This window comes from Tenacibaculum finnmarkense (genome assembly GCF_900239185.1).
Classification (GTDB): Bacteria; Bacteroidota; Bacteroidia; order Flavobacteriales; family Flavobacteriaceae; genus Polaribacter; species Polaribacter finnmarkensis.
Genome location: NZ_OENA01000102.1, coordinates 1 through 12,079, shown reverse-complemented (window position 1 = coordinate 12,079; position 12,079 = coordinate 1). Strand labels below are relative to the sequence as shown.

General features: G+C 30.1%; 13 protein-coding genes. 5 read left to right on the top strand and 8 right to left on the bottom strand.

All coding sequences use genetic code 11. The annotated features are described in order from the left end of the window. The first annotated feature begins 283 nt into the window (after positions 1-283). From AQ1689_RS13065 to AQ1689_RS13050, 4 genes are all read left to right on the top strand, one after another. Positions 284-805 carry a hypothetical protein gene (locus AQ1689_RS13065; protein ID WP_101956383.1) on the top strand — a complete coding sequence of 174 codons (522 nt, stop codon included), beginning with the start codon at positions 284-286 and terminating at the stop codon, positions 803-805. 107 nt (positions 806-912) lie between these two features. Further along, positions 913-1,260 carry a type II toxin-antitoxin system RelE/ParE family toxin gene (locus AQ1689_RS13060; protein ID WP_101956382.1) on the top strand — a complete coding sequence of 116 codons (348 nt, stop codon included), beginning with the start codon at positions 913-915 and terminating at the stop codon, positions 1,258-1,260. 2 nt (positions 1,261-1,262) lie between these two features. Continuing rightward, complete coding sequence (locus AQ1689_RS13055) at positions 1,263-1,553, top strand: helix-turn-helix domain-containing protein (protein WP_101956381.1); 291 nt, start codon at positions 1,263-1,265, stop codon at positions 1,551-1,553. A gap of 69 nt (positions 1,554-1,622) precedes the next feature. Beyond that, positions 1,623-1,802: a hypothetical protein gene (locus AQ1689_RS13050; protein ID WP_101918633.1), complete on the top strand. Its 180-nt coding sequence runs from the start codon at positions 1,623-1,625 to the stop codon at positions 1,800-1,802. A gap of 80 nt (positions 1,803-1,882) precedes the next feature. Here the strand turns inward: AQ1689_RS13050 and AQ1689_RS13045 are convergent, their stop codons facing one another. From AQ1689_RS13045 to tyrS, 8 genes are all read right to left on the bottom strand, one after another. After that, complete coding sequence (locus tag AQ1689_RS13045; protein WP_101956380.1) at positions 1,883-3,154, bottom strand: PepSY-associated TM helix domain-containing protein; 1,272 nt, start codon at positions 3,152-3,154, stop codon at positions 1,883-1,885. A gap of 98 nt (positions 3,155-3,252) precedes the next feature. Beyond that, positions 3,253-5,652 carry a TonB-dependent receptor gene (locus AQ1689_RS13040; protein ID WP_101956379.1) on the bottom strand — a complete coding sequence of 800 codons (2,400 nt, stop codon included), beginning with the start codon at positions 5,650-5,652 and terminating at the stop codon, positions 3,253-3,255. A gap of 23 nt (positions 5,653-5,675) precedes the next feature. Next, positions 5,676-6,653 carry a hypothetical protein gene (locus AQ1689_RS13035; protein WP_101956378.1) on the bottom strand — a complete coding sequence of 326 codons (978 nt, stop codon included), beginning with the start codon at positions 6,651-6,653 and terminating at the stop codon, positions 5,676-5,678. Then, complete coding sequence (locus AQ1689_RS13030; protein WP_101956377.1) at positions 6,634-7,668, bottom strand: cytochrome-c peroxidase; 1,035 nt, start codon at positions 7,666-7,668, stop codon at positions 6,634-6,636. Before AQ1689_RS13030 ends, AQ1689_RS13035 begins: the two co-directional genes overlap by 20 nt. A 72-nt stretch (positions 7,669-7,740) precedes the next feature. Further along, positions 7,741-8,541 (bottom strand): MbnP family protein, encoded by an 801-nt coding sequence (locus AQ1689_RS13025; RefSeq protein ID WP_101956376.1) that lies wholly within the window; start codon positions 8,539-8,541, stop codon positions 7,741-7,743. Positions 8,542-8,649: 108 nt separating this feature from the next. After that, on the bottom strand, positions 8,650-9,039 hold the full coding sequence (locus AQ1689_RS13020) for a hypothetical protein (RefSeq protein WP_145993615.1): 390 nt from the start codon (positions 9,037-9,039) through the stop codon (positions 8,650-8,652). Positions 9,040-9,183: 144 nt separating this feature from the next. Then, on the bottom strand, positions 9,184-9,342 hold the full coding sequence (locus AQ1689_RS13015) for a hypothetical protein (protein ID WP_180947600.1): 159 nt from the start codon (positions 9,340-9,342) through the stop codon (positions 9,184-9,186). Positions 9,343-9,388: 46 nt separating this feature from the next. Continuing rightward, positions 9,389-10,690, bottom strand: a complete 1,302-nt coding sequence (gene tyrS / locus AQ1689_RS13010) for a tyrosine--tRNA ligase (protein WP_101956375.1) — start codon at positions 10,688-10,690, stop codon at positions 9,389-9,391. Positions 10,691-10,851: 161 nt separating this feature from the next. On the opposite strand from tyrS, the gene AQ1689_RS13005 reads away from it, so the two are divergent. Continuing rightward, complete coding sequence (locus AQ1689_RS13005; RefSeq protein WP_101956374.1) at positions 10,852-11,970, top strand: hypothetical protein; 1,119 nt, start codon at positions 10,852-10,854, stop codon at positions 11,968-11,970. The last annotated feature ends 109 nt before the right edge of the window (positions 11,971-12,079 follow it).

The window sequence follows — 12,079 nt, the reverse complement described above, 5'->3', positions numbered from 1 at the left end:
TATTTTAAAGTTGATTAATTTATAATTACTGTTTTCAAAATTACAAACCTTTACTTGAATTATTTCTTAATTATACCCCATACTTCTGTTAAATTTACAACGTACTTAATCAGTTTTTATTTTTTAGATAGTTGTTCGAATAGTACTTAATGACTTCTTTGCTATATGAATTGAAAGTGTTTTAGATTAATTATATTAGTACCCTTGAAACAGAAATAAGTGTGCCTTTTATTGTGAAGGGTTTGTTTGTTTATTTAGTTGTTTTGTGTAATTAGAAAAAAATATGAATTTGAAAGAAATATTTAAAACCTATATTTTTCCTATAATTTTATTATTAATAGGAGCTTATATTAAAGCTGGAGAAAATTTAAAAAGTATAACTGATTATTTTTCAAATAGTACAAGTAAACTTTTGAATTTACTCGATTATCAATTTCATTTATGGCAAATAATTGTGTTTATTGTTTTATTTTCAATATTAAAAGTGGCAATAAGAAAAAAATCTATAAATGAAACAAAACGTGAGAAAAAGATGAAAAAATCAATAAAGAAAATAGGTGATGAACATTTGGTTTATATAAATAATTCAACAGATAGTTTTCTTTTTAAATTCAATGCTAAAGTAAAAAACGAAAGATATAAAATTTTAGATTTAAGACCATATTGTAAAAACAATCATGAATTGATATTAATGACGGAGTTATGTTATGGTGAATATAAGTGTAATTGTGGAAAAGAAATTAATCATAATTTATTTAAAGATGTTGAAAGTGGAATTATTACTTCACTAGAAAAAAATGAATAAAAACTAGCTACAACAAAATCAACCATTACACCCCATTAAAAACATAAATAACACATTCAAAAACAGAAAAAGTTGCCAAATAGTAACTTTTAAGTTACCTTTGTGATATGGATAATAAAGTGCGTAAAGTAATTGCTTATCAGAAATATTTTGAAGAATTTCTATTAAATCAGCCTCAAAAAGTTCAAGACAAAATTTTTAAAGTCATCGAAATTATTGAAACTTACGAGCGAGTTCCTACTCAATATTTAAAAGCAATGGTTGGAACAAATGGACTTTATGAAGCCCGTATAAAATTGGCTTCTAATATTTGGAGGGTATTTTGTTTTTTCGACAAAGGAAAACTTGTAATCCTATTAAATGGATTTCAAAAAAAAACGCAAAAGACACCTAAAAAAGAAATCAAAAAGGCTTTAATATTAATGAATTCGTATTTCGAAGAAAAAAACACATAAAAATGAACACGACAAGCTGGAAAGACATAAAAAATAATGTTTACGGAGAAAAAGGAACTGAGCGTAGAGATGAATTAGAACGTGATTTTGAATCGTTTAAAATAGGTCTTTTATTACGAAACGCAAGGGAGGAAAAAAACTTAACACAAAGCCAGTTAGCAGATTTGGTGGATAAAAAACGAACCTATATCTCTCGAGTTGAAAATAATGGGAGTAATTTAACATTGAAAACATTATTTGACATCGTAGAAAAGGGACTTGGTGGAAAAGTGAATATTCAGATTGAAATATAACACTTTACAACAAAAGCAACCATTTTTGATATTTCAAGGGATAATAATAAAGTTTTAAAACCACCTTTTATGGAAAATTTAATTAAAAATCTTTTAGAAAAATCTAAAAAAAAGACTACTGTTTCTTATGCAGCTAAGAATAGTAGAATAAAATTTGATGAAAATTTCGGGAAAAACAAAATGGAAATAGCCTCAAAATTAATTGGCGAAAATTCAAATTCTCTTTCTGAAAGATTAGCTTCAAAATAAAAAAGACTAAATAAACTACAAAAACCTCTTAAAAAGAGGTTTTTTGTTTTCCAATAATATCACAAGGAAATATACTTTTGTTAAAAATGCGTTTTTTTAAATTTAAATAATTGTTCAAATAAAAATATCAACAACAAACTCACTCCAAACATTGGTAACAATACCCCTAATAAAACAAGTATAAAAACAATCAGTTTGCCTACTTTAAATTGAGATGATACTTTTGGAACGCCCCAACTTCCTTTTTGTTTTCTTGATAAGTACGAAAATAAACCCGCAATTGTCATTATTGTTAAACCGATAGCAACGCCAAACATTAGCCACCAATTCCAGCCACCAAACTGCCCTTGATGAAATGCCATTACCCACATTCTTCCACGCATTAAAAAACCGACATCACTCCAAGTATGCTCTTTAATTAATTCACCTGAATACTGATTAAAATGTAACTTTTTCTGAGCATCTAAAGGAAATGTTTTATTCGAAACACTAAACGTACTTTTTGCTGATTTTGGCAAACCAATGCTAATTACTCCTTGTAATTTTTGCTGATTTGTAATGGCAACCATTTCATCTATTGATAAGGTTTTTATCTTTATAGTTTCTTTATTTTTTACTTCGGATATTAAACCACGTCCGCTCCATGTTTTAGGAAATCCTGTATTGCTTACTTTTTGAACCCATTTAAAATTACTTCCAAAAACATCTGTCCACGGCAAACCTCCCGCTAAAACGAGTAATAATAAAATCGACATCCAAAAACCTGTAACAGCGTGTAAATCTCTAAATAAAGTTCTTTTTCCTTGATTACATCGAATTGTAAAAAGCCCTTTTAAATCTTTAAAATTAGAAAATGGAAACCAAATATATACTCCTGTTATAATTAAAACCACCATCCAACTGGCAATTAATTCAATAAGTAATGTTCCTACTTTTCCTGCTAATAATTCGCCGTGTAATTTTCTTATAGAATACATCCACGAAGTTTTAGGCGAAAACATTCCTGAAACTTCGCCTGTATATTGATTTATAAAAACAGTTTTTTTATGACTAAACCTTCCAACTACAAATTCCGTAGCTTTTTGAGGATTATCATTAATAACCATTGAATTTGGTTTCTTTTTTAATTTTTTAATAGCATTCTCCCACTGTTGTTGATACGAAATTGGTGTTGTTTGCAAAGTTTCAACCTCTTGAATGTTTTGAATTTTCGCAATTGCATTACTTTGTACATCAGGATTGAACAAATAAACAGCACCAGTTATCGATAACATCAATATAAAAGGCAAGGAAATAAGCCCAGCAATAAAATGCCATTTCCAAAGCCATTGATTTAGTTTTCTATTTTTCATTTTATAAAATTTTAAAAGTCTTTTTACTTTAGTTATTAAAAAAATAAAAAGGGAGTAAAAAGACTTTTTATTTTAAAAATTTGATATTAAACGGAATATTAAAAGTTGTACTTCACCCCAAAATGAAATGCTCTTGGAGCACCTACACCATATTTTGTACTTCCATATCTATAAGAAGCCCTTGTTGAATATAACGTGTCAAAAATATTTAAGCCCTGTGCCCAAACATCAAATTTTTTGTAGGTATAATTTGCCTTCAAATTAAAAATCTGATGCCCATCATAAGTACTTGTTCCCATTATTTTATTTCCTGAAGCATCCTTTGCTATAATAGCTTCATTTTCAAGACTCGTATTATACGCTCCTATTTGTTCGTGCTGAAATGTTACTAACAAATTATCGATTGGCGTATATTTTAACGACATCGAAGCAATATAATTTGGTGCCGTTGGCATATCGGTATTTGAATGATCAATTTTTGAATATGCCTTTGTTTTTTTATCTTTTACAGCCTTGTAAAACTCCAGATATTTATGTGTAGCGTAACTTGCATTATAATCAAAAGTTAAATTGTTTAAAATTTTCCAATTAACCCCTAACTCAATTCCTTGCGAACGTGTTTTTCCTGCGTTTTGCTTTAAATAATTTCCACTAGCATCCGAAGTGGTAACCAGCCTGTTTTTACCATCTAATCTGTAGGCGGTAACATCTAATTTTATATCAGAATTTATAGCTACATATCCTCCAACTTCATAATTATCAAAATTGGCAGGTTTTAGGGCATAAACTACCTCATCAACACCACTATTTCTAAACAACGACCCTACTTGTGGCGGTGTAAATCCTTTTGAATAATTTGAATAAAAACCAATATTGTTGGTAACATTAAAATTCATTCCTATTTTAGGAGATACATTATTATAACTTACTTTTTGGTCTTTTACACCCGATTTTCCTTCATCTTTATTATCGTAATCATAGTTAAAACCATCATAACGCAACGCAGCAGTTACCTTTAAGTTTTCTAGTGGCGAAATTTCAAACTGTGCATACCCTGCATAATTTAAAATATCAGCCTGATAAAACATTTTATATAGGTCTGTTTGCTGATAACCCGTAAATTTCTTGGTGGTTTTATCATAATTCACCTTTATTTTTTTCGCATAATAATCTTGTGGCGAATAATCAACCGTACCTCCTACAATTAAAGAAGCATCTGCAAAATTAAAATCTAATTTATGTTGAACCAACGCTACTGCACTGGTAAATTTATTCGAATTAATTTCACCAAAATCACTTCTTGTTGACATTCTGTAAGAAGGGATTTGATTCATTTCATTATTTCTGTAGATAAAATTAAAAGACGTTTTATTGCTGTCGTTCCATGTTTTATCTAAAGTCGTACGAAAACGCAATGCCGTTGCTTCTCTTTCAGCAAACGTATGATTACTCTTATATTTTCCTGCCAAATAATTTTCTTCGGATAAAGAGCTTGACCCCATATCAGAACGAAAATCGATAAAAGAAACGGTATTTGTCCAACGTAACGTTTCAGAAAAATCATTTACATTTTTAAAGGTAATAGCAAATTTCTCATAATCAGAATGTTCAAGCAAACCATTTACACGGCGCACCTTATGAACTCCTAGGTAAAAACCATGCTTGTCTAAAGCCGTTGTAGATACTTCTGCTTGTACTTTTTGTAAGCCCAAAGTATTTGCTTCCATCGCAAACGAACCGCCAAATTCTTTTCTAGGATTTTTAGTGATAAAATTAATACTTCCTCCAATTGCTTCACTTCCGTAAATACTCGATGCAGGTCCTTTTACCACTTCTACCCGACCAAAAGCAGTACTGTTCATTTCTAACAACGCATTATGATTAAACACTGCAACAGGGCGGATTGGCAAGCCATCTTCCAAGTATAAAAACAACGATTTTGTTGATATTGGCGTACGAATTGCCATCATATGTTGCTCGTTACTTGCCGCCATTGAAGTACTCATATACACCCCAGGAACCTGATTTACCAATTGCTCAATTCCAAAAGCCTTAGACTCTTCAATATCTTTTTCAGTAACCAAACCAATTGCCGCAGGAATATATTTACGTTTTTGAGCTTCACGAGAAGCCGAAACAATAACTTCTTCTAAACTTTCTAAATCTTCTACTAATTGAATTGTGTTTAACTTATTTAAAAGTGTTACAATTTTTGTTTGATAGCCGACACTTGTAATGTTTACTTTTACATTTTTCTGATTTTTTAAGCTTGTTAATTTGATAGAGAAATCGCCATTTAAATTTGAGGCGGTTCCTATATTTTTATTATCTATAGAAATAATAGTAGCTCCAACTATTGGATTATTATTTTTATCAATAATTTTTCCTTGATATTTTTTATATATTTTTTGCTGATTTTGTTGATTTTTTTGTTGTGCAAAATTCTTAGAAATAGGCATAAGAAATGCTATTACTAGGATTAGTACTATTTTTTTCATGATTATAATTTTGTAACTATTTTTTAAAAGTTATAGTTTAAGTATAAGCTTGTTCGGAATTTTACTTCCACCTTTGCTTGTGCTAAATTTTGATTTATTGGATACATTCCTGATGCTCCAAAAGTTATTTTATTGGTATTATATTCCAAGCCAATACTCGAAAACAAGGCGTGTCCGTCAGAACCTTTTACCTCCATGTTAAATTGTTTGTTAACACTGTAAAACTCTCCTGAAATTCCTAATGATGGAATAAATACATTCTTTTTAGTATCTTTTAAAACGTAAAAAAGCGTGCTATTAAAATTAAATTGATTCCCAAAACGGTATTTTTTATTATTCGTGTTTTTATAATAATAACTTAGGTAATTTGTTACACCAAAATCATTATATTTAAAAACATACTGTAGGTTCGACATATAATCAACACTACCGGTTCCTAATTGAAAACTTGGGTTTGTTGAATTGTTAATTTCTTGGGTATATTTTCCTGTAGGAAGCTTTACACCAACACCCACTTTTACAACATGATTTACCATCGATGTTTTTTCGGTTTTCTCGTTATAATCACCTTGTTTTTTATCAAGAATCGTATAATTTGAAAGCAGTGTAATATCGCCTAAGCCCGTTATATTTGTTGTTTTATCGACATAATTTCTATGATGCGCATGATACGGCACAAATACCTGCAATTCTAAATTTGTAGCCACAGGAATTCTTGACCAAAGCTGAATAGTATTAAAAGATTCATCAATTTTAGACGAATCTGTAAAAATTCCATCTTTTGATTCATATTGTTGATACAAATACCGAACCCCTACAAAATTATTGTCGATAATTCCGCCCATTCCTAGGCTTCCACCGTTATTACTACATCCGCAGGCATCACATTCTTCTTCTAAAAAAGCTTTGTATGACTTTGGAAATATCGTATTTGAAAAACCTTGTATTGCAATACTTAAGACTGCTATTGTTAGTATAATTTTATTCTGAAAAACGTTCATCGGTTATAAATTCTAAATCGGTTAATGTGTTTAAAAAGACAAGAATATTTTCTTTTTCTTCTTCGGATAATGCAATTCCTAAGCGTCCGTCTGAATGTTTTAAAATAGGATCTAAATTTGGCGTATTTTGAACATCGTTGCTATAAAAATCAAGCACTCTTTTTAGGGTATAAAAACGCCCGTCGTGCATATATGGTTTTGTTAAGGCGATGTTTCGTAAACTTGGCACTTTAAACTTAAAATTGTCTTTTTCATCTAAAGTAACCTTAGCCCTTCCTAAATCTTTCAATATCGGATGTTCCGCCAAACCATTATTTCGAAAAGAATCGTCTGTAAATAAATCTGTTTGATGACAAGAAGCACACTTTTGTTTAAAGCTCGCTAATCCTTTTTTTTCTTGAGCTGTAAAATTTCCACCTTCTTCATTTCGTACATATTTATCATATTTAGAATTTGAAGAAACTAGCATCATCATAAACTGCGATAAGGCTTTAAGCATGTTTGACATGTTAATTTTACCATCATCAAAAGCCTGTTCAAATAATTTCTGATATTCGTTATCGGCTTTTAATTTATCTAAAACGCCTCCTATTGTTTCATTCATTTCAACAGGATTTGTTATTGGTAATATCGAAAAACGATTAAGGTTATCGGTGGCGCCATCTGCCATAAACTGCTTTAAAAAAGCGGCATTTTGAATAGGTGGCGTATTTCGAACCCCTTGCTGATCATCAATACCATGGCTAAATTGATGCCCGTGATGTGTAAACGCATTTGCTTGCAGATGACAAAAACCACATGAAATAGTTCCATCCGAAGATAATTTACCTTCATAAAATAGCTTTTTACCCAATTCAAAACCTTTTTCGGTTGGTGGGTTTGCCTCTAAATTATATGCTAAGTCGGGGAAATTAGCAGGTTTTTCAAAAACTAATGGAATTTTCACATAAGGTGCTTCTGCTTCTTTACATGATAACATCAATAAGAAACTAAAAAAAAACAGTGTTTTTTTCATAAAAACATTTTAGAAACCTCATCAATTTTTTAATCGATGAGGTTGATAAATATATATTTTACAAGGCGCTAATTAATGGTGCGCTCCTGAATTATGTACGTGATCTACAGTAAACATATGGTCTAATAAATTGTCAAATATCTTCCCTGCTTTTACACCGCCCATAATACTACTTTGTTCTGATAATTTTATAGTGTTTTTTCCTGCTAAAGTTTTAGAAACATCTACTTTTAAATGTACTTGAGGTGCATTTTCTTCAGATACCGCAACATGTTCAATTGCTAAGGTTATTTCTTGATATAAAACAGTGTTTGCAAGGTGTACAGCATAGCCTGTTTCTTCTTTATTCGTTTGAGAAGTAAAAGAACCTTCAAAAGCTAAATTTTTATAACCTGCTGTCCAACTCCAAGTTAAACCGTATTTTCTTGCAGCTACCCAAAGGTCAATATTATCACCTGATTTATCTGCTTTATACGTTTCTTCGTGGTTTAAATATGTTTTTTTATCAACACCGATTCCAAATTTCATTTTGGTATATTTCCCAGCAGGAACATCTTTTAAATCAACTTTTAAATTTTTCACTTTTGTACCGCCACCTTCACTAATAATATAAAAACCTGGTACTGCTACTTCTTTTCCTTCTTCGTTAGTTAATGTAAAATTCCCTACAATATAATCTAAAGCATCAGGGGTTATTTTTTCATCATTTAAAGTATAGGTAGTTCCTAATATAAAATCGCCGTCGGCCATTGCATGGTCAAATTCAACTGAAATATCGTTTTTTCCTTTTAATGCTAATTCATCATCATTATTACTACATGATACAGATACTAATAGTGTTGCTGCTGCAACTAAACTTAAAATTTTATTCATTTTATACGTGTTTACATTCTGATGAACTTTTTTAAGTCATCAGAAAATTATATTTTAAAAAATTTAATAAACAGCCTATAAAACCTATGTTAAAAACACAAGTATAAATTAGGCTAACCGATATAAAAAAGAAGTGTTGGGTGGATGAAATGTAGCATTTTCAAACAGATAAGAATATGTTTGATTGTAGGTAAATAATGCTTTTTTATGATAAGCTGTTAAAGTGTTTTTTGGTAAATTAACCAATTCTATAAAACCTATCGGATAATCTTTAAGAACAATTTGAAGCGATTCAAAATCGTCTTGCTGCTGCTGTTCTATTTTTAACATTAATTGACATTTACCATTACAGGCAAGTTCAGGCTTGTCTTTATTAATACACAAAACTTTAGAAATATAATCATAATTTATTGCATACTCCACAAACGGAGCCACTGGGCGCAACATAGCTACCAGATACAATAAAATAAAAAAATAGATACTTAATTTTTGTAACAAAACGTGTTTTTAAAATAGAAAGAGCAAATATAGTTTAAGTATTTTTTTTACTACATTTTTTAGAGAATATAATATTATTTTTATTTGTTCTAAATAATTATTACATTTGCAGCGAAATTACAGCAAAATGATTATATTTTACACTCAAAATAAGGATGTTAAGAAATTAACGCCGATTATTCCAATACAGCCAAAAGTGGTAGCAAAAGTACTTACAGCAACTTCTTGTAGTAGTGTTTGCTCTTCTAGTTGTATAAAACCTAAAACTAGGTGTTGTAATAAGTACCAAAAAAAAGGCATCAACTGTAAGCGATGCCCTTTAACTTTTGATATAAAAATTGCTTCTTAATTAAAGAACTTTTAATAAAAAATAGCTCTTTTTTCCACGTTGTAATAACACGTATTTATCGGCTATTAAATCTTTGGATGTAATTAAAAAATCTTCTTTTACCTTTTCTTTATTTACTGAAACAGCATTTTCTTTTAAAGCTCTTTTAGCATCTCCGTTCGATTTTAAAAAGCTTGTTTTTCCTGATAAAGCATCAATCATTGATAAACCTACTTGAATATCATCTTTAGAAACTTCGGCTTGTGGCACACCATCAAACACATCTAAAAAAGTTTGTTCATCTAAACTTTTTAAATCATCCGCTGTTGATTTTCCAAATAAAATATTTGACGCTGCAATAGCTTTTTCTAATTCTTCTTGCGAATGCACAAAAGTAGTAACTGCGTTAGCCAATGTTTTTTGAAGCGCTCTTTCGTGTGGTACTTCTTGATGTTTTTCAATTAAATCGGCAATAGTTTGCTGATCTAAAAATGTAAATATCTTAATATATTTAGCCGCATCTTCATCCGAAGTATTTAACCAAAACTGGTAAAATTTATAAACGGATGTTTTATCGGCATCTAACCATACATTTCCGCCTTCTGATTTCCCAAATTTTGAACCATCGGCTTTGGTAATTAATGGGCAAGTCATTGCGTAGGCTTTTGCCTCTTCACCAACATGCATTCTACGAACTAATTCTGTTCCTGTAGTAATGTTTCCCCATTGATCAGAACCTCCCATTTGTAATAAACAGTTGTGGTTTTTATATAAATGATAAAAATCGTATCCCTGAATTAATTGGTAGGTAAATTCGGTAAAACTCATCCCTCCGGTAGTATCACCTGAAATTCTTTTTTTAACAGATTCTTTTCCCATCATGTAGTTTACGGTAATTCGTTTCCCTACATCTCTAGCAAATTCGATGAAGGAGAAATCTTTCATCCAATCATAATTATTTACTAATAAAGGAGCGTTTTTAGCAGTACTTTCAAAATTTAAAAAACGTGCTAAAGTTCGTTGAATTCCTGCTACATTTTTGGCTAATGCTTCTTCGTTTAATAAATTACGTTCGTCTGATTTTCCTGACGGATCACCAATCATTCCTGTTGCGCCACCTACTAAAGCTACGGGTTTATGCCCTGCTTTTTCTAAATGAACAAGTAATATAATAGGTACTAAACTTCCAATATGTAACGAATCAGAAGTTGGGTCAAAACCAATATATGCTGCCGTCATTTCTTTTAGTAATTGCTCTTCAGTTCCTGGCATCATGTCGTGAATCATTCCACGCCAACGTAATTCTTCTACTAAGTTATTCATTTTATTACTTTGTTAAAATTTGCTAAAAATGTGACTTTAAAACACAAAATGTTTCTACTATTTAGAAATATTTATGTTTTAACACAAATATAAAGCTCTTTGGCATATATTTTGAAAAAGAATATATAGTTTTATCAAAAATAATTTAAACAAAAAAAAGAATGAAAAATTTATTGAAACCATTATTTATCGCCTGTAGTGCATTTTTAATCGGAACAACATTTACAAGCTGTGGAGATGATACAGGATTAGTTGAAGGAGGTGAAACTAGTACAGAATATAAACTAGATGTAACTGCAACAAAATTAGACCCTGTTTTAAAAATAAATTCGACAGCAAACAGTTTTGAAACTGTAAAGGTACATTTTGAAGGGGCTGAAAACAAAATGAGACGTTTATACATTACACAAAGTCTTGACGGAGCTACCACTGAATTATATGACGTTGCAACTTCGAATATTACCGTTGAATTAAATAAAGATGATAACTCTTTGAATTTAGGTGATGAAGCAAAAGACGGCTTTACCTACGATATTGTTTTTAAAGCTCCAACAGGTAATAATCAAACTTATGTATATCAATTATGGACTACTCATGGAGGATTTGCTAACTTAAATAGTAAAGGAGATATTTCTAATCCATATCATAAAAATTCATATGATGAGGGAGCTGTTGGTACAATTATCATCAATACAGGAAATGGAATTGGCGATGTAGCTGTAACCGAATTTACTACGGAATTATCTAATTCAGTTCAATTATATGCACCTGATGCTACTGGAAAATTAAAAAGTTTCGTTTCTATTTTAGATGGAAAAACATATAAAATTACACAACAAACAAAAGATATTACTCAACCAGGAGTTACCTTTACTGAACAAGAAAAAAATATCAATGCTGATTACGTAGCTTATTGGGATTTTGGATATTATTATACAACAAAGGCAAGTTTTGCTTCTACAAATGTATATTCTGATAAATTCACATTTATTGATATAAATAAATTTTCTGGATTAACAAAAGAGCAATTAAATAAATTTTACTTCAAAAAATCTTCTTTAGATTTTGATGCTGTTACTAAAAATTCTGATTTAGAAAGTATTACAAAAGGAGCTCAATATATCGAAGACCTTAAAACAGGAGATATTATTGAATTTGTTGATGGTAGAACTGGTGCTAAAGGATTAATCAAAATTGATACTCTTAAAAAAGGATATACTAATAACGATTATATTAAATTTAGCGTAAAAGTTCAAAATGCTAATTTTCTTAAATTATAATTTTCAATAGTTATACTTTAAGAGCCTGTTTAAATTTGTAAAATAAAAAGAAAAAGGTTTCTGAAATTCTATTAAAATGTTTCTTTTGTGGTTCTCAAAACAAAAAAGA

Bases quoted from the DNA above. Each gene is read 5' to 3' on its own strand.
- AQ1689_RS13065 (WP_101956383.1), top strand. From the start codon at position 284: ATGAATTTGAAAGAAATATTTAAAACCTATATTTTTCCTATAATTTTA.
- AQ1689_RS13060 (WP_101956382.1), top strand. From the start codon at position 913: ATGGATAATAAAGTGCGTAAAGTAATTGCTTATCAGAAATATTTTGAA.
- AQ1689_RS13055 (WP_101956381.1), top strand. From the start codon at position 1,263: ATGAACACGACAAGCTGGAAAGACATAAAAAATAATGTTTACGGAGAA.
- AQ1689_RS13050 (WP_101918633.1), top strand. From the start codon at position 1,623: ATGGAAAATTTAATTAAAAATCTTTTAGAAAAATCTAAAAAAAAGACT.
- AQ1689_RS13045 (WP_101956380.1), bottom strand. From the start codon at position 3,154: ATGAAAAATAGAAAACTAAATCAATGGCTTTGGAAATGGCATTTTATT.
- AQ1689_RS13040 (WP_101956379.1), bottom strand. From the start codon at position 5,652: ATGAAAAAAATAGTACTAATCCTAGTAATAGCATTTCTTATGCCTATT.
- AQ1689_RS13035 (WP_101956378.1), bottom strand. From the start codon at position 6,653: ATGAACGTTTTTCAGAATAAAATTATACTAACAATAGCAGTCTTAAGT.
- AQ1689_RS13030 (WP_101956377.1), bottom strand. From the start codon at position 7,668: ATGAAAAAAACACTGTTTTTTTTTAGTTTCTTATTGATGTTATCATGT.
- AQ1689_RS13025 (WP_101956376.1), bottom strand. From the start codon at position 8,541: ATGAATAAAATTTTAAGTTTAGTTGCAGCAGCAACACTATTAGTATCT.
- tyrS (WP_101956375.1), bottom strand. From the start codon at position 10,690: ATGAATAACTTAGTAGAAGAATTACGTTGGCGTGGAATGATTCACGAC.
- AQ1689_RS13005 (WP_101956374.1), top strand. From the start codon at position 10,852: ATGAAAAATTTATTGAAACCATTATTTATCGCCTGTAGTGCATTTTTA.